The organism is Variovorax endophyticus (assembly GCF_025376855.1).
Taxonomy (GTDB): domain Bacteria; phylum Pseudomonadota; class Gammaproteobacteria; order Burkholderiales; family Burkholderiaceae_C; genus Variovorax.
Map to the genome: position 1 here is coordinate 149,206 of NZ_JAHUTH010000010.1, position 25,000 is coordinate 174,205.

At 70.2% G+C, this 25,000-nt stretch carries 23 protein-coding genes; 15 read left to right on the plus strand and 8 right to left on the minus strand.

The genetic code is table 11. From position 1 onward, the window contains the following. Position 1: 1 nt before the first annotated feature. The 4 genes from KV106_RS15455 to scpA are packed head-to-tail and all read right to left on the minus strand — an operon-like array spanning position 2 to position 5,280. On the minus strand, positions 2 to 1,546 hold the full coding sequence (locus KV106_RS15455) for an acyl-CoA carboxylase subunit beta (RefSeq protein WP_261210948.1): 1,545 nt from the start codon (positions 1,544 to 1,546) through the stop codon (positions 2 to 4). 40 nt (positions 1,547 to 1,586) lie between these two features. Beyond that, positions 1,587 to 2,639 (minus strand): methylmalonyl Co-A mutase-associated GTPase MeaB, encoded by a 1,053-nt coding sequence (gene meaB, locus KV106_RS15460; protein WP_057593641.1) that lies wholly within the window; start codon positions 2,637 to 2,639, stop codon positions 1,587 to 1,589. Further along, positions 2,633 to 3,106 (minus strand): GNAT family N-acetyltransferase, encoded by a 474-nt coding sequence (locus KV106_RS15465; protein WP_057593640.1) that lies wholly within the window; start codon positions 3,104 to 3,106, stop codon positions 2,633 to 2,635. Before KV106_RS15465 ends, meaB begins: the two co-directional genes overlap by 7 nt. Positions 3,107 to 3,117: 11 nt before the next feature. Next, on the minus strand, positions 3,118 to 5,280 hold the full coding sequence (gene scpA / locus KV106_RS15470; protein ID WP_093342684.1) for a methylmalonyl-CoA mutase: 2,163 nt from the start codon (positions 5,278 to 5,280) through the stop codon (positions 3,118 to 3,120). Positions 5,281 to 5,438: 158 nt separating this feature from the next. On the opposite strand from scpA, the gene KV106_RS15475 reads away from it, so the two are divergent. Beyond that, positions 5,439 to 6,080, plus strand: a complete 642-nt coding sequence (locus KV106_RS15475) for a GntR family transcriptional regulator (protein ID WP_057593638.1) — start codon at positions 5,439 to 5,441, stop codon at positions 6,078 to 6,080. A 40-nt stretch (positions 6,081 to 6,120) separates the two neighbouring features. Here the strand turns inward: KV106_RS15475 and KV106_RS15480 are convergent, their stop codons facing one another. Further along, positions 6,121 to 6,906, minus strand: coding sequence for an IclR family transcriptional regulator (locus KV106_RS15480; RefSeq protein WP_261210949.1), 786 nt, complete (start codon positions 6,904 to 6,906; stop codon positions 6,121 to 6,123). Positions 6,907 to 7,020: 114 nt separating this feature from the next. On the opposite strand from KV106_RS15480, the gene KV106_RS15485 reads away from it, so the two are divergent. Then, a complete protein-coding gene (locus tag KV106_RS15485; RefSeq protein WP_261210950.1) occupies positions 7,021 to 8,034 on the plus strand; it encodes a tripartite tricarboxylate transporter substrate binding protein in 1,014 nt (337 codons plus the stop codon). A gap of 28 nt (positions 8,035 to 8,062) precedes the next feature. Next, positions 8,063 to 8,941: a TauD/TfdA dioxygenase family protein gene (locus tag KV106_RS15490; RefSeq protein ID WP_261210951.1), complete on the plus strand. Its 879-nt coding sequence runs from the start codon at positions 8,063 to 8,065 to the stop codon at positions 8,939 to 8,941. Between the two features lie 19 nt (positions 8,942 to 8,960). Here the strand turns inward: KV106_RS15490 and dusA are convergent, their stop codons facing one another. Next, positions 8,961 to 10,010, minus strand: coding sequence for a tRNA dihydrouridine(20/20a) synthase DusA (gene dusA, locus KV106_RS15495; RefSeq protein ID WP_261210952.1), 1,050 nt, complete (start codon positions 10,008 to 10,010; stop codon positions 8,961 to 8,963). 212 nt (positions 10,011 to 10,222) lie between these two features. Between dusA and KV106_RS15500 the strand changes: the two genes are divergently transcribed. The 3 genes from KV106_RS15500 to KV106_RS15510 all read left to right on the plus strand — a co-directional run bounded on the left by KV106_RS15500 (position 10,223) and on the right by KV106_RS15510 (position 11,596). After that, positions 10,223 to 10,636 (plus strand): DoxX family protein, encoded by a 414-nt coding sequence (locus KV106_RS15500; protein WP_093343438.1) that lies wholly within the window; start codon positions 10,223 to 10,225, stop codon positions 10,634 to 10,636. Between the two features lie 66 nt (positions 10,637 to 10,702). Further along, positions 10,703 to 11,167 carry a redox-sensitive transcriptional activator SoxR gene (soxR, locus tag KV106_RS15505; protein ID WP_261210953.1) on the plus strand — a complete coding sequence of 155 codons (465 nt, stop codon included), beginning with the start codon at positions 10,703 to 10,705 and terminating at the stop codon, positions 11,165 to 11,167. A 48-nt stretch (positions 11,168 to 11,215) separates the two neighbouring features. Beyond that, the gene (locus tag KV106_RS15510) at positions 11,216 to 11,596 is read left to right on the plus strand and encodes a hypothetical protein (RefSeq protein WP_261210954.1); all 381 of its coding nucleotides are present in this window, start codon (positions 11,216 to 11,218) and stop codon (positions 11,594 to 11,596) included. On the opposite strand, the gene KV106_RS15515 is transcribed toward KV106_RS15510, so the two are convergent. Together KV106_RS15515 and KV106_RS15520 are read right to left on the minus strand one after the other, a co-directional pair. Further along, entirely contained in the window at positions 11,597 to 12,832 is a 1,236-nt protein-coding gene (locus tag KV106_RS15515) for a serine hydrolase domain-containing protein (protein WP_261210955.1), read from the minus strand. Between the two features lie 45 nt (positions 12,833 to 12,877). Then, a complete protein-coding gene (locus KV106_RS15520) occupies positions 12,878 to 13,819 on the minus strand; it encodes a GntR family transcriptional regulator (RefSeq protein ID WP_261210956.1) in 942 nt (313 codons plus the stop codon). Positions 13,820 to 13,988: 169 nt separating this feature from the next. Here KV106_RS15520 and aptA point away from each other — a divergent pair, with 169 nt between their 5' ends. The 9 genes from aptA to KV106_RS15565 are packed head-to-tail and all read left to right on the plus strand — an operon-like array spanning position 13,989 to position 24,959. Then, positions 13,989 to 15,371, plus strand: coding sequence for an omega-aminotransferase AptA (gene aptA / locus KV106_RS15525; RefSeq protein WP_462982917.1), 1,383 nt, complete (start codon positions 13,989 to 13,991; stop codon positions 15,369 to 15,371). A 20-nt stretch (positions 15,372 to 15,391) separates the two neighbouring features. After that, a complete protein-coding gene (locus tag KV106_RS15530; protein ID WP_261210957.1) occupies positions 15,392 to 16,483 on the plus strand; it encodes a C45 family autoproteolytic acyltransferase/hydolase in 1,092 nt (363 codons plus the stop codon). A gap of 52 nt (positions 16,484 to 16,535) precedes the next feature. Then, positions 16,536 to 18,140 carry an ABC transporter substrate-binding protein gene (locus tag KV106_RS15535; RefSeq protein ID WP_261210958.1) on the plus strand — a complete coding sequence of 535 codons (1,605 nt, stop codon included), beginning with the start codon at positions 16,536 to 16,538 and terminating at the stop codon, positions 18,138 to 18,140. A 17-nt stretch (positions 18,141 to 18,157) separates the two neighbouring features. Continuing rightward, entirely contained in the window at positions 18,158 to 19,102 is a 945-nt protein-coding gene (locus KV106_RS15540; RefSeq protein WP_057595422.1) for an ABC transporter permease, read from the plus strand. Further along, positions 19,102 to 19,914 (plus strand): ABC transporter permease, encoded by an 813-nt coding sequence (locus KV106_RS15545; RefSeq protein ID WP_261210959.1) that lies wholly within the window; start codon positions 19,102 to 19,104, stop codon positions 19,912 to 19,914. The genes KV106_RS15540 and KV106_RS15545 overlap by 1 nt, the downstream gene beginning before the upstream one ends. After that, positions 19,911 to 21,578: an ABC transporter ATP-binding protein gene (locus KV106_RS15550; protein ID WP_261210960.1), complete on the plus strand. Its 1,668-nt coding sequence runs from the start codon at positions 19,911 to 19,913 to the stop codon at positions 21,576 to 21,578. Before KV106_RS15545 ends, KV106_RS15550 begins: the two co-directional genes overlap by 4 nt. Further along, positions 21,575 to 22,561 (plus strand): alpha/beta hydrolase fold domain-containing protein, encoded by a 987-nt coding sequence (locus KV106_RS15555; protein ID WP_261210961.1) that lies wholly within the window; start codon positions 21,575 to 21,577, stop codon positions 22,559 to 22,561. Before KV106_RS15550 ends, KV106_RS15555 begins: the two co-directional genes overlap by 4 nt. A gap of 8 nt (positions 22,562 to 22,569) precedes the next feature. Beyond that, positions 22,570 to 23,220, plus strand: coding sequence for an FMN-binding negative transcriptional regulator (locus tag KV106_RS15560; protein ID WP_261210962.1), 651 nt, complete (start codon positions 22,570 to 22,572; stop codon positions 23,218 to 23,220). Positions 23,221 to 23,234: 14 nt separating this feature from the next. Continuing rightward, complete coding sequence (locus KV106_RS15565; RefSeq protein ID WP_261211039.1) at positions 23,235 to 24,959, plus strand: hypothetical protein; 1,725 nt, start codon at positions 23,235 to 23,237, stop codon at positions 24,957 to 24,959. Positions 24,960 to 25,000: the final 41 nt, after the last annotated feature.

Genomic DNA, 25,000 nt, shown 5'->3' on the forward strand with positions numbered 1-25,000 from the left:
CTCAAAGCGGAATGTTGCCGTGCTTGCGCCACGGGTTCTCGAGCTTCTTCTCGCGCAGCATCACCAGCGAGCGGCAGATGCGCTTGCGCGTCTCGTGCGGCAGGATCACGTCGTCGATGTAGCCGCGCGCGCCCGCCACGTAGGGGTTGGCGAAGCGGGCCTTGTACTCGGCCTCGCGCGCCGCGAGCTTGGCCGGGTCGTTCTTGTCCTCGCGGAAGATGATCTCGACCGCGCCCTTGGCGCCCATCACAGCGATCTCGGCGCGCGGCCAGGCCAGGTTGACGTCGCCGCGCAGGTGCTTGGAGGCCATCACGTCGTAGGCGCCGCCGTAGGCCTTGCGCGTGATGACGGTGATCTTCGGCACCGTGCACTCGGCATAGGCGTAGAGCAGCTTGGCGCCGTGCTTGATGATGCCGCCGTACTCCTGGCCGGTGCCGGGCATGAAGCCGGGCACGTCGACGAAGGTCACGACCGGGATGTTGAAGGCATCGCAGAAACGCACGAAGCGCGCGGCCTTGATGCTGCTCTTGATGTCGAGGCAGCCCGCCAGCACCAGCGGCTGGTTGGCGACGATGCCCACGGTCTGGCCTTCCATGCGCGCGAAGCCGATGACGATGTTCTTCGCGTAGTCGGGCTGCAGCTCGAAGAAATCGCCGTCGTCCGCGACCTTGAAGATCAGCTCCTTCATGTCGTAGGGCTTGTTCGCGTTCTCGGGCACCAGCGTGTCGAGCGAATAGTCGGGCCGGTCGGCCGGGTCGCCCTGGCCGTTGTTGCCCAGGCGCACCGGCGGCTTCTCGCGGTTGTTCAGCGGCAGGTAGTTGTAGAGGCGGCGCAGCATCATCAGCGCCTCGACGTCGTTCTCGAACGCCATGTCGGCCACGCCGCTGCGCGTGGTGTGAGTCACGGCGCCGCCCAGTTCCTCGGCCGTCACGCTCTCGTGCGTCACGGTCTTCACCACCTCGGGGCCGGTGACGAACATGTAGCTCGAGTCCTTCACCATGAAGATGAAGTCGGTCATGGCGGGCGAGTACACCGCGCCGCCCGCGCACGGGCCCATGATCATGCTGATCTGCGGCACCACGCCCGAGGCCATCACGTTGCGCTGGAACACGTCGGCATAGCCGCCGAGCGAGGCCACGCCCTCCTGGATGCGCGCGCCGCCCGAGTCGTTGAGGCCGATCACCGGGGCGCCGACCTTCATCGCCTGGTCCATCACCTTGCAGATCTTCTCGGCATGCGCTTCGCTGAGCGCGCCGCCGAAGACGGTGAAGTCCTGGCTGAAGACGAACACCAGGCGGCCGTTGATCATGCCGTAGCCCGTGACCACGCCGTCGCCCGGGATCTTGTTGTCGGCCATGCCGAAGTCGGTCGAGCGGTGCTCGACGAACATGTCCCATTCCTCGAAGGTGCCGTCGTCCAGCAGCAGTTCGAGGCGTTCGCGCGCCGTGAGCTTGCCCTTGGCGTGCTGCGCGTCGATGCGCTTCTGGCCGCCACCGAGGCGGGCCTGCGCGCGGCGCTTTTCGAGTTCGTCGATCAGTTCTTGCATGGTGTGCTTTCGAAGCGGTGGTCCTGGATATCGTTGAAAGTCATGGTGCCGGCGCCGCGACGGCCGCCGCGGCGAGCAGCTGGCGCGCCGCGGTGGACGCCGGCAGGCTGCCCTGCGCCACCTGCCGCGTGAGCCGCGGCAGCAGCTCGCGCACCTGCGGGTGCTGCCTGAAGGCCTGCTTGAGCCCCGCGTCGATGCGCTCCCACATCCACGCGGTGGCCTGTTTCTCCCGGCGCGTGGCGAGCCGGCCGTTGGCGGTCTGCAGCGCGCGGAACTCGAGCACGGCAGCCCAGAAGGCATCGACGCCGGTGCCCGCGAGCGCACTGAGCTGCAGCACCGCCGGCCGCCAGAAGCGCACCTGCGCGCCGCTGTGCGCGTCGTGCGCCGCGGCCGCGTGGTCGGGGTTGCCCTGGTGGCCGAACAGCCGCAGCGCCGAGGTGATCTGCGCCTGTGCGCGCGTGGCGGCGTCCTTGTCGATGTCGGCCTTGTTGATGACGACCAGGTCGGCGATCTCCATCACGCCCTTCTTGATCGCCTGCAGGTCGTCGCCGGCGTTGGGCAGCTGCATCAGCACGAACATGTCGGTCATGCCCGATACCGCGGTCTCGCTCTGGCCCACGCCCACGGTCTCGACGATCACCACGTCGTAGCCCGCGGCCTCGCACACCAGCATCGCCTCGCGCGTCTTCTCGGCCACGCCGCCGAGCGTGCCGCTCGAGGGGCTCGGACGGATGTAGGCGCGCTCGTGCACCGAGAGCCGCTCCATGCGTGTCTTGTCGCCGAGGATGGAGCCGCCCGAGACGGTGGACGAGGGGTCGATGGTGAGCACCGCGACGCGGTGGCCCTTGTCGATCAGCAGCAGGCCCAGGGTCTCGATGAAGGTCGACTTGCCGACTCCCGGCACGCCCGAGATGCCGAGCCGGAACGAGTTGCCGGTGCGCGGCAGCAGCGCGGTGAGCAGCTCGTCGGCCTGCGCGCGGTGGTCGGCGCGGGTGGATTCGAGCAGCGTGATGGCCTTGGCGATGGCGCGGCGCTGCGCCATGCCGTCCGTCTCGGCGATCGCGCGCTCAAGCGCCTGCGCCGTGTTCAGCACGCGGCCTCCACGGCCAGGCGCCAGCGGTAGTGCAGGTCGACGCCCTCCTCGCCCTCGAGCACGAAGCCGTGCCGCAGGTAGAAGCGGTTGGCATCGCTCTCCACCAGCGCCGTGAGCTTGATGTCGCGCTGCTGCGCGCGCGCCTGCGCCTTGGCCCAGCGCATCACCCATTCGCCGATGCCCAGGCCCTGGAAGCCGGTGCGCAGGTACAGGTGGTCGAGCCGCAGCGCATCGGCACCCTCGGGCTTGAGCGTGACGAAGCCGATGCGCCCGTCGCCGTCGAGCACGATGTGGTGCATGAACGGGATCACGAAGCCGGCGCTGAGCCGCTCTCGCGAACGCGCGAGGTCGAAGCGGCCGACACGCTCGAGGCTCGGGCGCATCGCGTCGATGCGCAGCGCCAGCATGTCCTCGAAATCGCTGGATTCCACGGGCTGCAGCGACAGCCGCGACAGGAGATCGCCCACGTCCGCTCTCGTCAGGCCGCGACCGCCGCGCGGATCTGCTCCAGCACGTCCTTCGCGCTCGCCGGGATCGGCGTGCCCGGTCCGTAGATGCCCTTCACGCCGGCCTCGTAGAGAAAGTCGTAGTCCTGGCGCGGGATCACGCCGCCGACGAACACGATGATGTCGTCCGCGCCCTGCTTGCGCAGCTCCGCGATGATCGCGGGCACCAGCGTCTTGTGGCCGGCCGCGAGCGTGCTCACGCCCACCGCATGCACGTCGTTCTCGATCGCCTGGCGCGCGCACTCCTCGGGCGTCTGGAACAGCGGACCCATGTCGACGTCGAAGCCCAGGTCGGCGAAGGCCGTGGCCACCACCTTGGCGCCGCGGTCGTGGCCGTCCTGGCCCAGCTTGGAGATCATCACGCGCGGACGGCGGCCCTGCTCCTCGGCGAAGGCGTTGATCTCGGTCTTGAGGTTCTCCCAGCCCTCGGCGGAGTCGTAGGCGGCGGCGTAGACGCCGGTCACCTTCTGGGTGTCGGCGCGGTGGCGGCCGAAGGACTTCTCGAGCGCGTCGGAGATCTCGCCGACGGTGGCGCGCAGACGCACCGCGTCGATGCTCAGCGCCAGCAGGTTGCCGCTGCCGTTCTCGGCCGCCTCGGTGAGCGCGTCGAGCGCTGCCTGCACCTTGGCGCCGTCGCGCGCGGCGCGGATCTTCTGCAGCCGCGCCACCTGCTGGTCGCGCACCTTCACGTTGTCGATCGAGAGGCTCTCGATCGCGTCCTCGTTCTTGAGCTTGTACTTGTTGACGCCGACGATCACGTCCTTGCCCGAATCGATGCGCGCCTGCTTCTCGGCGGCCGCGGCCTCGATCTTGAGCTTGGCCCAGCCGCTGTCCACCGCCTTGGTCATGCCGCCCATGGCCTCGACCTCCTCGATGATGGTCCAGGCCGCGTCGGCCATGTCCTGCGTGAGCTTCTCCATCATGTAGCTGCCGGCCCAGGGGTCGATCACGTTCGTGATGTGCGTCTCTTCCTGGATGATGAGCTGCGTGTTGCGCGCGATGCGGGCGCTGAACTCGGTCGGCAGCGCGATGGCTTCGTCGAGCGCGTTGGTGTGCAGGCTCTGCGTGCCGCCGAACACCGCGGCCATCGCCTCGATGGTGGTGCGCACCACGTTGTTGTAGGGGTCCTGCTCGGTCAGGCTCCAGCCCGAGGTCTGGCAGTGGGTGCGCAGCATCAGGCTCTTGGGGTTCTTCGGTTCGAACTCCTTCATGATCCGGCACCACAGCAGGCGCGCCGCGCGCATCTTGGCCACCTCGAGGTAGAAGTTCATGCCGATGGCCCAGAAGAAGCTCAGGCGCCCGGCGAAGCCGTCGACGTCGAGGCCCTTGGCCAGCGCGGTCTTCACGTACTCCTTGCCGTCGGCCAGCGTGAAGGCCAGCTCCAGCGCCTGGTTGGCGCCGGCTTCCTGCATGTGGTAGCCGCTGATCGAGATCGAGTTGAACTTCGGCATGTTCTGCGCCGTGTACTCGATGATGTCGCCGATGATCCGCATGCTCGGCGCGGGCGGGAAGATGTAGGTGTTGCGGACCATGAACTCCTTGAGGATGTCGTTCTGGATGGTTCCGCTGAGCTGGTCCTGCGCCACGCCCTGTTCTTCCGCTGCGACCACGTAGCCCGCGAGCACCGGCAGCACCGCGCCGTTCATGGTCATCGACACGCTGACCTTGTCGAGCGGGATCTGGTCGAACAGGATCTTCATGTCCTCGACCGAATCGATCGCCACGCCGGCCTTGCCCACGTCGCCGGTCACGCGCGGATGGTCGCTGTCGTAGCCGCGGTGGGTGGCGAGGTCGAAGGCCACGCTCACGCCCTGTCCGCCGGCAGCCAGCGCCTTGCGGTAGAAGGCGTTCGATTCCTCGGCGGTCGAGAAGCCGGCGTACTGGCGGATGGTCCACGGACGCACCGCGTACATCGTGGCCTGCGGGCCGCGCAGGTAGGGCTCGAAGCCCGGCAGCGTGTCGGTGTACTTCAGGCCCTGCAGGTCGGCCGCGGTGTACAGCGGCTTGACGCTGATGCCGTCGGGCGTGATCCAGTTCAGCGCGGCGACGTCGCCGCCGGGGGCCGACTTTGCGGCGGCCTTGGCCCAGGCCTCGAGAGTGGCGGGCTTGAAGGAGGGTTCGGGTTTGCTGCTCATGGAGGCGCCGCTTCGCAGTGTGTCGTGCAGGGGTGTGCTGCTGGAGGAAAGGATTCGCTGGAATCGCTGGTGGCGCGCAGGGATTTGCAGGCCGGCCGCGAGTCTAACCGATCCATAATTATTAATTCAAACGCGATTTTTGAAGTACAGTCCCGCCCATGTCCGCCGTCACCCTCACCCCGCGCGCCCTCTACGAAGAGGTGGCCGAGCTGCTGCGCCAGCGGATCTTCCGCCGCGAGCTCGAACCGGGCAGCTGGATCGACGAACTCAAGCTCGCCGAGGAGTACGGCATCAGCCGCACGCCGCTGCGCGAGGCGCTGAAGGTGCTGGCCGCCGAGGGCCTGGTGACGATGAAGGTGCGCCGTGGCGCCTATGTGACCGAGGTGTCGGAGCAGGACCTGGCCGACGTCTACCACCTGCTCTCGTTGCTCGAGAGCGATGCCGCCGGCGTGGTGGCCGAGCGCGCCACCGAGGCCCAGCTCGCCGAACTGCGCGCGCTGCATGCCGAGCTCGAAGCCGCGGCCGCACCGGAAGACCGCGAGCACTTCTTCGCGGTCAACGAGCGCTTCCACATGCGCCTGCTGGCGATCGCCAACAACAAGTGGCGCGACCAGATGGTGGCCGACCTGCGCAAGGTGATGAAGCTCAACCGCCACAACTCGCTGCTCAAGGCCGGGCGGATCGGGGAATCGCTGGCCGAGCACCGCTCGGTGATGGCCGCGATCGAGGCGCGCGACGGCGAGGCCGCCATGGCGCGCATGCGCGAGCACTTCAGCAACGGGCTGGAAGCGGCGGCCTAGCGTTCGCCACGGGGCCGCGCGGCGGCCCGCTTCTCTTCACTCAATCGAGATCGACCGTGCCCGCCTCGGCCGCGATGCGCTGCGCCGTCTCGAGCAGCCGCGGCGCCACGCGCGCGAGCATGGTGTCCTTGGGCAGCAGGTAGGCCGGGCCGCCGCAGCTCACCGCGTAGCGCTCGCCGCGCGGGCCGCGCAGCGCGAAACCCAGCGCGTGGATGTGCGGATGCCATTCGCCGAACGAGCCGCAGTAGCCCACGCGCGCGTACTCCTCGATGCTGGCGATCAGCCCCGGCTCGATGCGCGGCCAGTTCTCACCGCTTTCCTGCCGGATCTGCGCCAGCAGCGCCTCCTGCTCGGGCGCCGCGAGCGAGGCCAGGTAGGCCCGTCCGGCGGCCGAGGTGGCGATCGTCATGCGCGAACCGACCTCGATGCGCGAGCTGATCATCACCGAGCGCGGGCGCAGCGAATCGATGATCAGCATGTCGAGCTCGTCGCGCACGCCCATGTGCACGCTCGCGCCCGCGAAGTCCGACAGCGCCGAGAGATGCGGGCGCGCCACCGTGCGCAGGTCGAAGTGCCGCAGGTAGCGGCTGCTCATGTCGAGCAGCGCCGGCCCCAGGCTGAAACGCTCGCTGTCCTGCGACTGCCGCAGGTAGCCCGCCCCGACCAGGGTGGCCGTGAGCCGCGACACCGTCGCCTTGGGAATGCCCGTCGCATCCGCCAGTTCGCGATTGCCCATCGGCGCCGCCGCCATCCCGATCACCTTCAGCAGGGCCAGTCCCCTGGCGAGCGCGCTCACCTCTTCCCTGCCGCCAATCGCGTCATTCATTTTTAGAAACCTTTGCTTCCCTGATTGATCTTTGTTGCCATTTTTCAGCAAAAACGGGTTGACGCGAGAACTTTGGGAGATCATTATTTCGGAACACAGTTTCAAAATAATGAGATGACGAGACAAAACCCCCACTTCTCCCCGCCGTCGCCGCGCCGCCGCGACCTTCTTGGCACCGGCCTCGGCCTGCTGGCCGGCGCCGGCCTTCCGGGTTTCGCGCGGGCCGCCGCGCCGGCCGCATTCCCCAAGGGACCGGTGAAGCTCATCGTGCCGTTCGCCCCCGGCGGGCCGACCGACACCGTCGGCCGGCTCATCGCCATGAAGCTGCAGGAGGGCTGGGGCCAGCCGGTCATCGTCGACTACAAGCCCGGCGCCGGCACCGCCATCGGTGCCGACTTCGTCGCCAAGGCCCCGCCCGACGGGCTGACCATCGGCATGGTGAATTCCTCGTTCGCGGTGAATCCCTCGCTGCGCAAGACGCTGCCCTACGACACGCTCAAGGACATCGCGGGCATCACGCAGATCGCCAACCTGCAGCTGGCCATCGTGGCCCGGCCCGACGCGCCCTTCAACACGCTGGCCGAGCTGATCGCCTATGCGAAGAAGAATCCGGGCAAGCTGACCTACGGCACGCCCGGGGCCGGCAGCACCACCCACCTGGGGGCCGAGCTGCTCAAGCGCGAGGCGGGCTTCGACATGCTGCACGCGCCCTTCAAGGGCAGCTCGCCCGCGCATACCGAACTCATGGGCGGTCGCATCGACCTCGTGGTCGACCCCTTCCTCTCGGTGCTGCCCTTCGTGAAGGCCGGCCGCATGAAGCTGATCGCCACCCTCGGCGACAAGCCGGTGCCCGGCTTCAGCTATCCGACCGTCGCGCAGACCCTGCCCGGCTTCCACGTCAACGCGCTGCTGGGCTTCATCGCGCCGCACGGCACGCCGCCGGCCGTCATCGAGAAGATCCAGTCGGACACGCGCCGCGTGCTGCTCGACCCCGAGATGCGCAAGCGCGTCGAGGAACAGGGCATGGAGGTGGTCGCCTCCACGCCCGCGCAGTTCGACGCCTTCGTGCAGTCGGAGATGAAGCGCTGGGCGCGCGTCATCGCCGACGCGGGCATCCAGCCCGAGTGAGCCCCTCTTCCATCCGGACACCCTTCCCATGCCCCTAGCACTCACCCCCCTGCATCCGCATTTCGCCGCCGAAGCGCGCGGCATCGACATCGCCCGACCGCTCTCGAGCGACGAGGTCAGGCAGATCAACGCCGCGATGAACCGCTACGCCGTGCTGGTGTGGCGCGGCCAGCCGCTCACGGGCCAGCAGCAGATCGATTTCGCCAAGGCCTTCGGGCCGCTGGACCTCGGCCTCAAGAAGGTGTTCAAGCGCCCCGAACGGCTCGAGGACGAGCGCCTGATCGACATCTCGAACGTCGATGCGCAAGGCAACGTCGCGCGCCGCGATTCGCCGAAGAACCTCTCGAACTTCGCCAACCAGCTCTGGCACAGCGACAGCTCGTTCCAGAACCCGCGCGCCGCCTATTCGATGCTGCATGCGCTGGTGCTGCCGAGCTGGGGCGGCAACACCGAGTTCACCGACCTGCGCGCCGCCTACGACGCCCTGCCCGAGCGCGACAAGGCCGAGCTCGAGGGCCTGAGCGCCGAGCACTACGCGCTGCACACGCGCATCCTGCTGGGCGACGAGGCCTACACCGACGAGCAGAAGAAGACCATCCCGCCGGCCGCCTGGCCGCTGGTGCAGACGCACCCGGGCTCGGGGCGCAAGTTGCTGTTCGTGGGCGTGCATGCGCGCGAGATCGTCGGCTGGCCCGTGGCCGAGGCCCGCATGCGGCTGTCTGACCTGCTCGAGCACGCGACCCAGCGCGAGTTCGTCTACCGCCACGAATGGCAGGTGCACGACCTCGTGATGTGGGACAACCGCAGCACCCTGCACCGCGGCCGGCGCTACGACATCGCCGAGCGCCGCGAGCTGCGCCGCACCACCATCGAGGACGTGCCCGAGGCCACGCTGATGGCGGCCTGAAAAGAAGCGGGAGCGCGGCTCAGGCCGCCTGCGCCACCGGCTCGTGCGCGATCGCCATCACCTCGTGCGGCGATTTGCTCTTCATGCGGTGGTCGCTCCACACCTGGCGCCAGCGGCGCGCGCCCGGCAGCCCGTTGCGCAGGCCCAGCATGTGGCGCGCGATGTTCGACCACGGCGTGCCGTGCTCGGCCGCCTCGCGCACCATGTAGTCGCACATCAGGGTTTCGACCTCCTCGCGCGTGCGTTCCGAGGGCGCCGCGCCGAAGAACTCCGCGTCCCATTCGGCCAGCCACCAGGGGTTGTGGTACGCCTCGCGTCCCACCATCACCCCGTCGAGCAGCCGCAGGTGCTCGTGCACCTGCGCATTGAGCGTGATGCCGCCGTTGATCGAGAACTTCAGCGCCGGAAAGTCGTGCTTGAGCCGATGCACCAGCGCGTAGCGCAGCGGCGGGATCTCGCGGTTCTGCTTCGGGCTCAGGCCCTTGAGCCAGGCATTGCGCGCATGCACGATGAAGGTGTCGCAACCGGACTCGCTGACCTGGCCCACGAAGTCGCGCACGAACTCGTAGCTCTCGATCTTGTCGATGCCGATGCGGTGCTTCACCGTCACCGGCACGCTGCTCGCGTCGACCATCGCCTTCACGCAGTCGGCCACCAGCTGCGGCTCGTTCATCAGGCAGGCACCGAAGGCGCCGCGCTGCACGCGCTCGCTCGGACAGCCGCAGTTGAGGTTGATCTCGTCGTAGCCCCATTGCTCGCCGAGCTTCGCGCAGTGCGCCAGATCGGCCGGCTCGCTGCCGCCGAGCTGCAGCGCCAGCGGATGCTCCTCGGCGTTGAAGCGCAGGTGCCGCGGCACGTCGCCATGCACCAGCGCGCCGGTCGTCACCATCTCGGTGTAGAGCAGCGCGTGGCGGCTCAGCAGGCGGTGCAGATACCTGCAATGGCGGTCGGTCCAGTCCATCATTGGCGCGACCGATAGGCGCATCGCCTCGAGCGCCTGGGCCGCTTCAGGGCCTCGCACTGGATCGGGCCCGGGCCCGGCGTTTTCTGGGTTCTCGTTCGGTGTCATTCGATGTCTTTGGGCGCCGCCGCTTCTCTCGGTTGCAAGCGCGCAGGGCGCGAGCGTAGCGCACCCGGCCATTCCGCTGCATGGCGACAGCGCTTGACCTCAAGTTTGGTTGAGGTTTTACAGTCCGCCGCGCTCACCCGAATACCCGCGTGAGCTTCACCGATGAACCCATGGCGGCAACGAATATCCCGCCGAAATCAGGAGCTGTGTTGATGAGGTCGTGGATCGATGCCGCGTTGGAAAGCCAACTGCTGTGGCTGGCCGCCCGGATACTGCTCGCCGTGGTCTTTGCCGCGTCGGGTCTCGCCAAGGCGCTGAACTTCGCGGGCGGGGTGGGCGAGATGCGCGCGGCGGGCCTCGAGCCGGCCTGGGCCTTCAATGTCGCCACCATCTTCGTGCTGCTGGCCGGCTCGCTGCTGCTGCTGGTCGATCGCGCCGTGTGGCTGGGCGCCGGCGCGCTCTCGGTGTTCCTGCTACTCACGATCGCGATCGTGCATCGCTTCTGGTCGCTGCCCGAACCGCGCGCCACGCTGTCGCTGTACTTCGCGCTCGAGCACGTCTCCATCATCGGCGGGCTGCTCGCGGCGGCGATCGCGAGCCACCTGCGGCGGCAGCTCGGCGGCTGAGCGCCCCATCGCCTATATCGTCTATACCGCCTATAAGACGCCGATCCGACTCCGAGCCTTTCCGCCATGCCAGAGAACCATCCCGCCGAGCCCGCCAAGGTCCTGACCGTCGGCGAGGTCGCCCGGCGCAGCGGCGTCGCCGTCTCGACGGTGCACTTCTACGAATCGAAGGGGCTGATCAAGGGCTGGCGCAGCGAGGGCAACCAGCGCCGCTATCCGCGCGAGGTGCTGCGCCACATCGCGGTGATCCGCGTGGCGCAGCGCACGGGCATTCCGCTCGAGACCATCCGCGACTCGCTGTCGCGGCTGCCCGAGGGGCGCATCCTCAATGCCGCGCAGTGGAAGGCGCTGTCCGCGCACTGGCGCGACGAGCTCGACGCACGCATCCGCGTGCTGACCCGGCTGCGCGACGACCTCGGCGAATGCATCGGCTGCGGCTGCCTGTCGATGACCGACTGCCCGCTGCGCAATCCCGGCGACCAGCTGGGCGCCACGGGACCGGGGGCGGTGCTGCTCGACGATCCGCCTTGAGCCCGCGCGCCGCTCGGACATGGCACGAGCACTAGACTCCCTTCGCGCATGATCCTGCTCGACACCCCCGCCCTCCGCCGGCTCGCCGAAGCCGCCACGCCCACGCGCCCCACCTGCGCCTGCCGCCTGCAGGACGCCAGGGCCTGGGAAAGCATCACCGAGGAACGCTGGCCCAAGGCGCTGATGGAACAGGTCGGCACGCTGCGCGACCCCGAGGCCTACGAACCCACGTTCGAGGAATTCCACCCGGCCGGCACGCGCTACGACTCGCCCGAGGCGCCGATCTCGGTCGCGCACTTCCCGTACAACCGCTGCGACGTCTACCGCTGCAGCGCCTGCGCGCGCCTGGTGCTGCGCTACACCGAGTTCGGCGGCTACTACATCGACCACCGCGTGCGGGTGGTCGATGCCGCGCTGATCGCCGGCTGATCAGCCCTCGCCCATGAGGTGCGCGGCCAGCGCGCGAAAGGCCGGCATCGAAGTCGGCAGGTGCGCATTGGCCGCCAGCGGATGCGAGGCGAAGCGCGCCACCACCATCTCGGCCACCGGATCGATGTGCAGCGCCTGGCCATGGATGCCCTGCGCGGTGAAGCTGCCGTGCGCGTCGTGCGCCACCCACCACATGTTGCGGTAGCTCCAGCCCGCCAGCCGGGTGTAGCCCGCGAGTGCGAAGCGCGCCGGGTCGGCGCCGCGGCGGATGTCGGCGACCACGGCCTCGGGCACGATCTGCGCGCCATTGAAATGGCCGCCCAGCCGCATCGCCTCGCCGAAGCGCGCGAGGTCGCGCAGGCCGGTGCACAAGCCGCCGCCCGCGAACTCGGCACCCTGGCCGTCGAGCGCGAAGCTGGCGTCCTGCTCGGCGCCCAGGCGCGACCAGATCAGTTCGCCCAGCAGGCTCGCCACCGATTGCCCGGCCGCGCGCGCGATCAGCCAGCCCAGCACGTCGGTGTTGACGGTGCGATACGCGAAGGCCTGGCCGTGCACGGTGCCGTCGCGCGCCGCGCCCACGCTCTGCAGGAACTGCCGGTAGCCCTCGGCGCCCGCGTAGCCCGCCGGGCGCGGCAGCAGCTCGCCGGCGCGCGCGTGCTTCCACACGCCGGCATCGGGGTCGGCGTATTCCTCCGAATAGTCGATGGCCGTGGTCATGTCCATCACCTGGCGCACGGTCGCGCTGCCGAAGGCGCTGTCGGCCAGTTCGGGGATGTAGTGCGTGACGAAGGCGTTCTCGTCGAGCGTGCCGTCGGCCGCGAGCATGGCGCCGAGCGTGCCCACCACCGACTTGGTGACCGACATCGCCATGTGTTCGCCCTGCGCGTCGAGCGCGCCGAAGTAGCGCTCGTAGACGATGCGCCCGCGATGCAGCACCACGGCGCCGTCGGCATGGATGGCCTCGAGCGCCGCGAGCCAGGTCGTGGGCGCGCCGTCGCCGAAGCGCGCGAAGGGCAGCGCATCGATCTCGGGCCGCATCGCGCGCGGCAGCTCGGCCACCGGCGCGCTGCCGCGCCCCACCCTGCGCGTGGGCTGCAGCTCGCGCAGGTGCGAGAAGGCCCAGCGGTTGTGCGGCGGCTGGAACACCGGGCATTCGCGCGGCCTCGTGACGGGCGCGCCGGCCGTGGGGAATCCGTCGCGCCAGCCGGCGGCCAGCGCTGTGTTGTCTTGCGTCATGAAGAAAAGAAGAAGAAAGAGGAGAAGGTTGGGTTGCGGATTCAGTCAGTCGCCGAGCACGCCCATCACCCGCCGCTCCAGCAGGTCGCTGGCGCGGCTCAGGTGCAGCCGCATGCCTTCGGCGGCGCGGGCCAGGTCGCCGTCCTCGACCGCGTCGAGGATCTCGAGGTGCTCGCGGCAGGACTTGTGCAGCAGGTCGACGTTCACGAGCGGATAGTCCGAGAGGTCCGACATGCGGCGCAGCCGGTTCTGCTGCTGCACGGTGTCGAGCACGAAGCGGTTGCCCGAGAAGCTGGCCAGCAGCTCATGGAACTGCGCATTGGCCTCGAAGAAGTCCATCCAGTTGTAGCGCGCGGCCTGGGCCAGCAGGCTCTGCTGGCGCTCGCGGCAGGCCAGAAGCCGCTCAGGGTCGATGCGGAAACCCGGCTCGCGCAGCGCGGCGCATTCGACGATCAGGCGAAAGCGGTAGCTCTCGCGCTCGCTCTCGACCGAGTCGAGGGTCTCGGTGAACTCCCAGCGCTGGTAGTGGCGCCCGCGCAGCACGCCGTCCTGCAGCAGCGTGGTCAGCACGGTGCGCAGCAGGGGCCGCGGCGCGTCGTAGGCCTGCGCCAGCTCGAGCTCGTTGACGCGCGTGGGCAGCTTGCCCGCGAGGCGGTCGCGCAGCAGCCGGTAATAGAGGGTCTTCTCCTCGTCCTCGGGCATCTCGCGCCACGCGCGGCCCAGCGCCTCGCGGTCGGCCACCAGCGTGTAGCCGCGGTTGGGCACATGGGCCAGCAAGGCGCGCTCGTGCAGGAAGCGCAGCGCGGCGCGCACCGGCGTGCGCGAGATGCCGAGCCGGCTCGCGAGATCGGCCTCGGTCATGTGGCGGCCGTTCTCGTAGCCGCCGGCCAGGGCCTGGTCGAGGATGTAGCGGCTCACGCGCTGCGCGAGCGGCGCGATCTGCGACGCAGGGGGCGCCGGGGGCGTGTCCATCTGTGCTTCGGCCATCCAAGGTTCTCCGGGGAGGAATCGCGGGATCGGCGCCGATCATCGCGCCGACTTTGTATTTTTGACCGCAAAAAACCATGTACATCTTGCGACAAAAATACAATCCACGCTCCAAGATCGGCCCACGACGACCCGAGCGCCGGGTCGCGTCCCAACGGAGAAAACCCTCGTGGCCGCAGCCGACACCCTTTCGACCCCCGACGCCGCCGCGGCGTCGCCCGCCCTGCCCGCGTCCCTCGACGCGTTCTGGATGCCCTTCACCCCCAACCGCAAGTTCAAGCAATCGCCGCGCCTGATCGTCGGCAGCGAAGGCCTCTACTACGACCTCGCCGACGGCCGCCGCGTGCTCGACGCCATCGCCGGCCTGTGGTGCGTGAACGCCGGCCACCGCAACCCGCGCATCAGCGCCGCGCTGAAGGCGCAGATCGACGTGCTCGACTACGCCTCGAACTTCCAGATCGGCCACCCGGCCGCCTTCACGCTGGCCGAGCGGCTCGCCGGGATGGCGCCCGGGGGCATGAACCACGTGTTCTTCACCAACTCGGGCTCCGAGTCGGTCGACACCGCGCTGAAGATCGCGGTGGCCTACCACCGCGCGCGCGGCGAGGCCGGCCGCTACCGGCTGATCGGCCGCGAGCGCGCCTACCACGGCGTGGGCTTCGGCGGCATCTCGGTCGGCGGCATCGGCCGCCAGCGCAGCACCTTCGGGCCGCTGCTCAACGGCGTGGACCACCTGCCGCACACGCACGACCTGGCGCGCAACGCCTTCTCGCGCGGCGAGCCGCCGCACGGCCTCGACAAGGCCGACGCGCTCGAGGCGCTGATCTCGCTGCACGACGCCTCGACCGTGGCCGCCGTCATCGTCGAGCCGGTGGCCGGCTCCACCGGTGTGCTGCCGCCGCCGCGCGGCTACCTGAAGCGCCTGCGCGAGATCTGCGACCGGCACGGCGTGCTGCTGATCTTCGACGAGGTCATCACCGGTTTCGGCCGCCTGGGCACCAACTTCGCGGCCGACCTGTTCGGCGTGAAGCCCGACCTCATCACCACCGCCAAGGGCCTGACCAACGGCGCGGTGCCGATGGGCGCGGTGCTGATGCGCGACGCGGTGCACGACGCCTTCATGCAGGGCAGCGTGAGCGCGGTCGAGCTCTCGCACGGCTACACCTACTCGGGCCATCCGCTGGCCTGCGCGGCCGCCATGGCCACGCTCGACGCCTATGTGCACGACGGCCTGATCGCCCAGGCCGCGGCGCTGTCGCCCTATTTCGAGGAAGGCCTGCACGCGCTGCGCGGCCTGCCCGGCGTGATCGACGTGCGCAACGTCGGCCTGCTGGCCGGCATCGAGCTGCAGCCCTGGGTCGCCGGCCCGGGCACGCACGCCCAGGCCGTGGCGCAGCACTGCCTCGACGCCGGCGTGCTGGTGCGCTCGGTCGGCGACACGATCGCGCTGTCGCCGCCGTTCACGCTCGAGCGCCGGCACGTCGACCAGATCGTCGACAGCCTGCGCCAGGCCATCGCCCAGACCGCCCAGCCCACCGACACGCCCGCCTGAATTCCCGAGGACCGCACCCCATGGACATCGAATCCTTCCCCCTCTACGACATCGAGGGCGACGCCGCCCAGTGCGGCCGCCAGTACGGCCGCGCGGCCGGCGACCGCATCGACCTGAGCCTGCGCACCTACCGCGCCGCCTTCGAGCGCGTGGGCCTGAACTGGGAGCGCACGCGCGCGCTGGCGCGCCGCTTCATGCCGCTGGTCGAGGCCTTCGACGCCGGCATGCTGCGCGAGATCGAGGGCGTGGCCGAGGGCGCGGGCGTGCCGGCCGAGGACATCGTGGCGCTCAACGCGCGCAGCGAGATGCTCTATGCCTTCCAGCAGCTCGAGGCCACCGAGCCGCCCGACGGCTGCACCGGCGTGGTGGTCATGCCCTCGGCCGCGCGCGACGGCAAGCTGATCCACGCGCAGAACTGGGACTGGCGTGTCGAGAGCCTCGAGCTCGGCGTGGTGCTGCGCATCCAGCCGGCCAAGGGCCCGGCCATCCTGACCTTCGCCGAGGCGGGCACGCTGGCGCGTGCCGGCCTCAACAGCGCGGGCATCGCGGTCACCGGCAATTTCATCAAGGCCGACAGCGACGGCCGCCAGCAGGGCGTGCCGCTGGCGCTGATCCGCCGTGGCATCCTGCAGTCCGAGCTCTACGCCAATGCGCTCGGCGTGGTCTGCCGCAGCGCGCGCTCGATCTCCAACAACATGATCCTGACCCATGCCGAAGGCGAGGCCGTGAGCCTGGAGACCTGCCCCGAGCAGGTGTTCTGGCAGCAGCCCGAGGACGGCGTGCTGGTGCATGCCAACCACTTCAAGACGCCGGCCGCGCTGGCGCGCGTGGTCGACCGCAGCCTCGAGACCACGCCCGACTCGCTCTACCGCGACCGCCGCGTGACCGAGGCCCTGCGCAAGCGCGCCGGCGACCTCACCGAGCAGGACGTGCTCGACGCGCTGCAGGACCGCTTCGGCGCGCCGCGCGCGGTCTGCCGCAGCCCGAGCGCGGGTCCGGGCGGCGCCTCCTCGGCCACCGTGGCGACCATCGTGATGGACCCGGCGGCACGGAAGATGCGCATCGCGCCGGCGCCCTTCAAGGCCCACCGCTTCACCGACTATTCCCTCTGAGTTCCTCCCGATCCGATCCCGACCGGCCCAGCCCCCGCCAGGAGTGTTTGCCATGAACCCACCCGTGCCCCCCGCCCGCCCGCCTTCCGTCTCGCGCGCCGCCGCCCTGCTGGCGCTCGGCCTCGCCGCCGGCACCGCCTTCGCCCAGGGCGCGTCCGGCGCCGGCCAGACGCTGCGCATCCAGATCAACTCGGACATCCGCAGCACCGACCCCGGCGGCAACCGCGACGACAACACCGACAACGTGCTGCTGCACATCGGCGAGGGCCTGGTCGCGCTGCGCGAGGACACCTCGGTGGGCCCCATGCTCGCGAGCAAGGTCGACACCTCGGCCGACGGCCTGAGCTACACCTTCACGCTGCGCGACGGCGTGAAGTTCCAGAACGGCGCCACGCTCACCGCCGACGACGTGGTCTGGAGCTGGCAGCGCTACCTCAAGCCCGGAAGCGGCTGGCGCTGCCTCAGCGAGTTCGACGGCAAGGGCATGACCAAGGTGCTCTCGGTGGAGGCGCCGAACCCGAAGACGGTGGTGTTCAAGCTCGACCGCGCGAGCGCGCTGTTCCTCACCATGATGGCGCGGCCCGACTGCGGCGGCGCGGCCATCCTGCACCGCAGCTCGGTCGGAGCCGATGGCCAGTGGAAGGAGCCGGTGGGCACCGGCCCCTACAAGCTCAAGGAATGGAAGCGCGGCCAGTACGTGGAGCTCACCCGCTTCGACGGCTACACCGCGCGCACCGAGCCGCGCGACGGCCTCACGGGCGGCAAGAAGGCCGAGGTCGAGAACCTGCGCTTCGTCGTCATCCCCGACTCGGCCGCGGCCAAGGCCGCGCTCTACAGCGGCGGCATCGATGCCTTCATCAGCCCCAGCCCTTCCGACGTGATCGAGATGCGCGGGCGCAGCGACGTGCGCGTGGACACCACGCCCGTGATGACCATGGTCGCGCTGCTGCTGCAGACCAACGACCCCGTGCTCAAGGACGTGCGCATCCGCCGCGCGCTGGCGCTGGCGCTCGACACGCCCGAGATCGCGCGCTCGGTCACCGAGGGCCTGTCGGCCGTCAACAACTCGGTCGTGCCCTCGACCAGCCCCTACTACGACGCGGCGCAGGCCGGCGGCTTCAAGCGCGACATCGCCGCCGCGAAGAAGCTGCTGGCCGAGGCCGGCTACCGCGGCCAGCCGATCCGCATGATCGCCAACAAGCGCTACGAGGCGCTCTACTCGGCCGCCGTGCTGGTGCAGGCCATGGCCACCGAGGCCGGCATCAACATCGAGCTCGAGGTGCTCGACTGGGCCACCCAGCTCGACCGCTACACCAAGGGCCAGTACCAGAGCATGGCCTTCGTCTACTCGGCGCGCATCGATCCCGCGCTCAACTACGAGATGGTGTCGGGCGACAAGGCCGCGCAGCCGCGCAAGGTCTGGGACAGCGCCTATGCGCAGACCCGTCTGGCCGAGGCCATGGTCTCGCGCGACAAGGCGCGCCGCCAGGCGCTGTTCGACGAGATGCACAGGCAGATGCTGCAGGACGTGCCGATGATCGTGCTGTTCAACGCCAGCGACGCCACCGCCATGCGCAGGAACGTGGTCGGCTTCAAGGGCTGGGCGCCGGCCAAGCCGCGCTTCTGGAACGTGCGGCTGGCCGCCGCCGGCGGCTGAGCGGAGGCCGCGCCTTCATGCCCGCCTACCTCCTGCGCCGGATCGCGATGACGATCCCGACGCTGCTGCTGGTCTCCATCGCGGTCTTCGCGCTGATGCGGCTGATCCCGGGCGACCCGGTGCTGCTGATGCTCGGCGAAGGGGCCGACCCGGCCCAGCTCGAATCGATGCGCCACCAGATGGGCCTGGACCAGCCGCTGCCGCTGCAGTACCTGGTCTGGCTGCGCCAGGCGCTGGGCGGCGACCTCGGCGTCTCGACCACCAACGGCCTGCCGGTGCTGCCGCTGATCTGGGAACGCTTTCAGGTCAGCGCCGTCATCGTGCTGGTCGCGGTGGCGCTGGCCTCGCTGATCGCCGTGCCCGCCGGCCTGGTCGCCGCCTGGCGCAAGGACCGCCCCGCCGACCTCGCCATCATCGGCGCGGCCACGCTGATGCTCTCGGTGCCGAGCTTCTGGCTCGGCCTGCTGCTGCTGATGTTCTTCGGCCAGTACCTGCACTGGCTGCCGGTGGTGGGCTACGTGCCGCTGTCGGAGAGCTTCTCGCAGGGCGTGCTCTACGTGATCCTGCCGATCGTCACGCTGGTGCTGGTCGAGACCGGCGTGCTCACGCGCATGTCGCGCGCCAGCACCATCGAGATCCTGCGGCTCGAGTACGTGACGCATGCGCGCGCCAAGGGCGTGCCCGAGTCGCAGGTGCTGCGCCGCCACGTGCTGCCCAACGCCTTCAATCCCACGCTGACCATGATCGGGCTGATCCTCGGCCACCTGCTCAGCGGCATCGCGGTGCTCGAGACGGTGTTCACCCTGCCCGGCCTCGGCCGCCTGATGATCGATTCGATCTTCGCGCGCGACTATCCGGTGCTGCAGGGCTGCCTGCTGTTCACCGCCTGCATCTACGTGGTCATCAACCTGGTCGTGGACATGTGCTATCCCCTGTTCGATCCGCGGGTGTCGGTGCAGTGATGAAGATCAAGACCCATACCCTGGTGGGCGGCGTGCTGATCGCCACGCTGCTGGTGCTGGCCGTGGTGGCAGCCGTCTGGACGCCCTACAACCCGGTCGGCATCGACCTCAAGTCCAAGCTGCAGGCGCCCTCGATAGCGCACTGGCTCGGCACCGACGAGTTCGGCCGCGACGTGGCCAGCCGCGCGATGCGCGCCGCCTCCACCAGCTGCCTGGTGGCGCTGCTCACGGTCGCGCTGGCCACCGCCATCGGGCTGGTGGTGGGCGTGGTCGCGGGCTTCGTGCGCGGCTGGACCGACCGCGTGCTGATGGCCTTCAACGACACGCTGCTGGCCTTCCCGGGCCTCTTGCTGGCGCTGGCCGTGATGGTGATCGTGGGCGCCAACCAGTGGGGCATCGTGCTCGCGCTGAGCCTGGCCTACGCGCCCTCGGTGGTGCGCGTGGTGCGCGGCACCGTGCTCTCGCTGCGCGAGCGCGAATACGTCGAGGCCTCGCGCATGATCGGCAACGGCGAGATCTACACCATGTGGCGCCACATCCTGCCGAACTGCGTGGCGCCGGTCGCCGTGCTGGCCACCAGCATGTTCGGCTGGGTGCTGCTGTCGGAGAGCGCGCTGAGCTTCCTGGGCCTGGGCGTACCGCCGCCGGCACCCACCTGGGGCAACATGCTCTCGAGCGCGCGGCCCTACATGGTCTCGGCCGTCTGGCTGTGCGTGGTGCCGGGCCTGTGCATCGCGCTCACGCTGCTGGGCATCAACCTGCTGGGCGAATCGCTGCGCGACCGGCTCGATCCGCGGACGGAGAAGTCATGAGCGCGCCTTCCAACCCCTCTCCCGTTCTTTCGGTCGAGCACCTGAGGATCGCGCTGCGCCACGGCACCCAGCCGCTGGTGCACGACCTCTCGTTCGAGGTCCGGCCCGGCGAATTCCTCGCCGTGGTCGGCGAATCGGGCAGCGGCAAGACCATGGCCGCGCGCGCCATCCTGCAGTTGCTGCCGCCCGGCATCGCGCAGACCGGCGGGCGCATCGTGTTCGACGGCCAGGACCTGAGCCGGCACGACGCGCAGGCCATGCGGCCGATCCGCGGCCCGGGCATCGGCATGGTGTTCCAGGAGCCGATGGTCTCGCTCAACCCGGTGCACCGCATCGGCGAGCAGATGGCCGAGGGCCTGCGCATGCACCACCGGCTGTCGGCCGCCGAGATCCGCGCGCGCAGCCTCGAGATGCTGCGCCGCGTGCAGATCGCCGACCCCGAGCGATGCATGCAGGCCTATCCGCACGAGTTCTCGGGCGGCATGCGCCAGCGCATCATGCTCGCGAGCGTGATGCTGCTGAAGCCGCGCCTCTTGATCGCCGACGAGCCCACCACCGCGCTCGACACCCTGAGCCAGCGCGAGGTGCTCGACCTGATGGTCGAGCTCGCGCGCGACAACGGCACGGCCGTGCTGCTGATCACGCACAACCTCGGCCTGGTGGGCCGCTATGCGCAGCGCGCGATCGTGCTCGAGAAGGGCCGGCTGGTCGAGACCGGCGAGGTGCCGTCGATCCTGGTCGCGCCGAAGCAGGCCTACACGCGCAAGCTGGTCGACGCGCTGCCGCGCCGCCAGGCCGCCAAGCCGACAGCCACCGAAACGCGCCAGCCGCTGCTGCAGGTGCGCGGCCTCGGCGTGAGCTACCCGGGCGCGCGCCTGGGCTTCTTCAAGCGCCAGCCGCCGGTGCCCGTCATCGATGCGCTCGACCTCGACATCCACCCGGGCGAGATGGTCGCGCTGGTGGGCGGCAGCGGCTCGGGCAAGACCACGCTGGGCCGCGCCATCCTGCGGCTCGCGCCCTCGAACGCCGGGCAGATCCTGTTCCGCGGCGAGGACGTGCGCACCGCCGGCCGCGCCGCGCTGCACCGCTTCCGGCTGGCCTGCCAGCTCGTGTTCCAGGATCCCTTCTCCTCGCTCGACCCGCGCATGCGCGTGCAGGAGATCGTGGCCGAGCCGCTGCGCCACCTGCCCGAGCTCGATGCGGCGGCACGCTTGCGGCGCGTGGCCGAGACGCTCGACGAGGTCGGCCTCGACGGCCTGGGCGCGCGCTATCCGCACGAGCTCTCGGGCGGCCAGCGCCAGCGCGTGGCGATCGCGCGCGCGCTGGTGCGCCGGCCCGCCTTCGTGGTGGCCGACGAGCCGGTGTCCGCGCTCGACATGACGATCCAGGCCCAGGTGCTGCGCCTGTTCCAGAGCCTGCAGCAGCAGCATGGCTTCGCCTGCCTGTTCATCAGCCACGATCTCGCGGCCGTCGAGCAGATCGCCGACCGCGTGATCGTGATGGAGCGCGGCCGCATCGTGGAGCAAGGCGCGCGCGACGCGGTGTTCGACCGGCCGCGCCATGCCTACACCCAGGCGCTGCTGGCGGCCACGCCGCGGCCGCTGCACGAGCTGGCCGAGCCCGCCATCGACATCCAACCCGTTCCCGAGAAAGCCTTCGCGTGACCTCCCCCTTGCCCTACAGCTGGCAGCATCCCAGCGCCCCGCCGCCGCTCGATCCGCAGATCGTCGAGTTCATGCGCCTCATGGGCGCCGAGGGCGCGCGCTATCCGAAGCGCCACACCATTCCCATCGCCGAGGGCCGCGCCAATGCCGAGAAGGTGCGCGCGCCGTGGACGCGGGGCGGGCCCGAGATGGCGCGCAGCGTCGACCACCGCGTGCCCACGCGCCACGGCGAGGTGCGCATCCGCGTGCACTACCCCGCGCAGCGCGCGCTGCAGGGTGCACTGGTCTACATCCACGGTGGCGGCTTCGTGCTGTTCAGCCTCGACACCCACGACCGCGTGATGCGCGAGTACGCGGGCCGCGCCGGCATCGCTGTGATCGGCATCGACTACACGCGCGCGCCCGAAGCGCGCTTTCCGCAGCCGCACGACGAATGCGTGGACGTGATGCGCTGGCTGGCCGCCCATGCGGGCACGCTCGACATCGATCCCGCGCAGCTCTTCATCGGCGGCGACTCGGCCGGCGCCAACCTCTCGGTCGGCGCCTGCCTGGTGCTGCGCGACGAGGGCGATGCGCTGCCGCTGGGCATGCTGCTGAACTACGGTGCCTACAGCACCGAGCTCTACCGCGACTCGGTGGTGCGCTACGGCGCGGGCGAGTACGGCCTGTCGCTGCACATGATGCTGTGGTTCTATGGCCTCTATGCGCGCGGGCCGGCCGACTTCGCCGACCCGCGCCTGCACAGCCTCTCGGCCCGGCTCGAGGGCCTGCCGCCGGCCTGCATGGTGGTCACCGAATGCGATCCGCTGTACGACGACAACCGGCTGATGGCCGCGCGGCTGCGCGAGGCCGGCGTGGCTGTCAGCGAGAGGCTCTACCCCGGCACCATCCACGGCTTCCTCGAGGCGGTCTCGGTCGCCGACGTGGCCGGCCGCGCCTTCGACGATTCGGTGCGCTGGCTGCGCGACCTCGCCACGCGCTGAGCCGCCGCATGTACACGCCCAAGCCCTATGCAGAGGCCGAGCTCGCGACGCTGCACGAAGGCATGCGCGCCTGGAGCTTCGCCACGCTGGTCACGGTCGGCCCGGCCGGCGCCAGTGCCACCCACCTGCCCTTCCTGCTCGATGCGCGAGACGGCGAGCCGGGCCTGCTCACCACCCATCTCGCGCGGAAGAACCCGCAGCTCGAGGACCTGCGCGCGGGCCGCGAGGCGCTGGTGATCTTCCAGGGCCCGCATGCCTTCGTCACACCGAGCTGGTACGTCAAACAGAGCACCTTCCCGACCTGGAACTACACGGCGATCCATGCGCGCGGCACGCCGCGCGTGATCGAGGAACGCATGGCGATCCACGCCGTGCTGCGCCGCACCGTCGCGGTCTACGACACGCCGCTGCGCGCCGAATGCGCGGGCAGCTGGGACTTCGACGCCATGCCCTTCGACTTCGTCGCGCCGCGGCTCGACATGATCGCGGCGGTGGAGATTCCCGTGCAATCGCTCGAGGGCAAGTTCAAGCTCAACCAGGACCGCTCGGAGGAAGACCGGCGCGGCGTGATCGCCGCGCTCGAACGGCTCGGCGAGCCGCAGGGCGTGGCCGTGGCGCGGATGATGCGCGAGCGGCTGGAGACCGCCACGAGCGCGTGAACCGTCGCGGCACAATGGTCCGCGTGCCGCTTCCCCACCGCCTGTTCGCCGGCCTCGCGCTGGCCTCCCTCTTCGCCACCGCCCACGCGGCCGAGCCGCTGCTGCTCGTCACCGCGCCCGCCGCGCTGCAGGCGGCCGAGAAGTCCGGTGCCGACTTCGCCCACTGGCTGGCCGAAACGCCGGCCGCCGACGGCATCGCGAGCAACGAGGTGCTGATGCGCTCGAAGGCCTGGCGGTCCATCGCCGAGCCCCTCGGCGCCAGCCTCGCGGCCATCCAGCGCCGCGACAAACAGGCCGGCGTCGGCATCGCGAAGTATCCCCACCGCCTGTTCGACGCACGCTGGCTCGCGAGCCCCGATGCCTTCTTCGAACTGGTGGGCGTGGCCAACCGCATGGACCGCCGCCCATTCCAGGACGGTGCCTGCGGCGAGACCCGGCTCGTGTACCGCCTCGCCTACCGCACGAGCGCGATGCAGTCGCGGCTGCCGATGACCGTCAACGTCGAGCTGCGCGGCGACGCGCCCGATGCCGACGGCGGCTGCGCCGCGGCCGCGAAGCGCTGGCAGCCGCCGCAGGCCGCGATGGCCGACGAGGCGCTGGGCCGCTGGCTGGTGTCGGCCGACGGCCCGCTCGCGCCGCAACGGCTCGCGCCCGCGCGCATCTCGCAACTCACGGTGAACCTGCAGAGCGTGCGCTGGCCCTCGGCCGTGCGGCCCGATCTCGGCGGCCATGCCGAATACATGATGCGTGCCTTCCGCTGGAACGCGGCCGCGAAGCGCTACGACGTGGGCCCGCTCGAGAACACGCCCGATGTCGCGAAGCTCAAGGCCAGCGCGCCGCTGCGCCAGGAACTGAAGCAATGGCTTCGCCAGCCCGAGAACCTGCGCGCGCTCGACGAAGCCACGCTCAGGATCCCCGAGCGCTTCCTCGCCACCGAGGCCATCTCGGTCGCGCCGCGTGGCCTCGAGCGCCTCGCCAACCGCCCGTTCGCGCAGCTCTTCGCCGAGAGCGAATGGCAGGCCGTGCCCGGCAGCCGCACGCTGCAGTCACCGCGGGCCCTGCTGCGCCGGCTCGACGACCTCAGTTGCATGGGCTGCCACCAGAGCCGCGCGGTCGCGGGCTTCCACCTGCTGGGCCTCGATCGCCGCGGCGCCTCGCGCAGCTTCACGCCCGGCAATGCGCTCGCGGTGCCGCACTCGCCGCATCTGCAGGACGAACTCGCGCGCCGTGCGCGCTACCTGCAGGCAGCGTTGACCACGCCGAAGCCCGATCCCTTCCGGCCGCTCGCCGAGCCGCTCGATGCGAACACACGACCCGAGCCGGCGATCGTCGGCGCGCGCTGCGAACCCACGCGCATCACGGCCTCGGCCAACCCCTGGCTCGATCGTGCCGAGAAGCTGCCGCGCACCGCCTGCGAGGGCGCCGCCTCGGTCTGCGAGAAGACCTCGGTCGGCTTCCCCGGCGGCATGTGCTCGGGCCCCTGCGATCCCAAGGACCCGAACGGCACGTGCGGCGGCATCGCGATCCTCAGCGACTTCAACCAGTGCCTGGCGGCGAAGCGCCCGTTCGGCGAATGCCTCGCGAAGCACACGCGCCCCGGCAACCTGCGCAGCTGCTCGGCCACCGCGCCCTGCCGCGACGACTACATCTGCGCGCAGGCCGAAGGCCAGCCCGAGGGGCTCGGCGCGTGCATCCCGCCGTACTTCCTGTTCCAGATGCGCGTGGACGGCCACTCCTGACTTTCACCCTCCCCCGCTGGGGGAGGGCCGGGGTGGGGGCA

Coding starts and splice junctions, on each gene's coding strand:
- KV106_RS15565 (WP_261211039.1), top strand. CDS start 23,235: ATGGTCCGCGTGCCGCTTCCCCACCGCCTGTTCGCCGGCCTCGCGCTG.
- KV106_RS15540 (WP_057595422.1), top strand. CDS start 18,158: ATGCCCGCCTACCTCCTGCGCCGGATCGCGATGACGATCCCGACGCTG.
- KV106_RS15500 (WP_093343438.1), top strand. CDS start 10,223: ATGAGGTCGTGGATCGATGCCGCGTTGGAAAGCCAACTGCTGTGGCTG.
- KV106_RS15560 (WP_261210962.1), top strand. CDS start 22,570: ATGTACACGCCCAAGCCCTATGCAGAGGCCGAGCTCGCGACGCTGCAC.
- dusA (WP_261210952.1), bottom strand. CDS start 10,010: ATGACACCGAACGAGAACCCAGAAAACGCCGGGCCCGGGCCCGATCCA.
- KV106_RS15485 (WP_261210950.1), top strand. CDS start 7,021: ATGACGAGACAAAACCCCCACTTCTCCCCGCCGTCGCCGCGCCGCCGC.
- soxR (WP_261210953.1), top strand. CDS start 10,703: ATGCCAGAGAACCATCCCGCCGAGCCCGCCAAGGTCCTGACCGTCGGC.
- KV106_RS15475 (WP_057593638.1), top strand. CDS start 5,439: ATGTCCGCCGTCACCCTCACCCCGCGCGCCCTCTACGAAGAGGTGGCC.
- KV106_RS15490 (WP_261210951.1), top strand. CDS start 8,063: ATGCCCCTAGCACTCACCCCCCTGCATCCGCATTTCGCCGCCGAAGCG.
- KV106_RS15515 (WP_261210955.1), bottom strand. CDS start 12,832: ATGACGCAAGACAACACAGCGCTGGCCGCCGGCTGGCGCGACGGATTC.
- KV106_RS15455 (WP_261210948.1), bottom strand. CDS start 1,546: ATGCAAGAACTGATCGACGAACTCGAAAAGCGCCGCGCGCAGGCCCGC.
- KV106_RS15480 (WP_261210949.1), bottom strand. CDS start 6,906: ATGAATGACGCGATTGGCGGCAGGGAAGAGGTGAGCGCGCTCGCCAGG.
- scpA (WP_093342684.1), bottom strand. CDS start 5,280: ATGAGCAGCAAACCCGAACCCTCCTTCAAGCCCGCCACTCTCGAGGCC.
- KV106_RS15550 (WP_261210960.1), top strand. CDS start 19,911: ATGAGCGCGCCTTCCAACCCCTCTCCCGTTCTTTCGGTCGAGCACCTG.
- KV106_RS15510 (WP_261210954.1), top strand. CDS start 11,216: ATGATCCTGCTCGACACCCCCGCCCTCCGCCGGCTCGCCGAAGCCGCC.
- KV106_RS15545 (WP_261210959.1), top strand. CDS start 19,102: ATGAAGATCAAGACCCATACCCTGGTGGGCGGCGTGCTGATCGCCACG.
- KV106_RS15520 (WP_261210956.1), bottom strand. CDS start 13,819: ATGGCCGAAGCACAGATGGACACGCCCCCGGCGCCCCCTGCGTCGCAG.
- KV106_RS15530 (WP_261210957.1), top strand. CDS start 15,392: ATGGACATCGAATCCTTCCCCCTCTACGACATCGAGGGCGACGCCGCC.
- KV106_RS15535 (WP_261210958.1), top strand. CDS start 16,536: ATGAACCCACCCGTGCCCCCCGCCCGCCCGCCTTCCGTCTCGCGCGCC.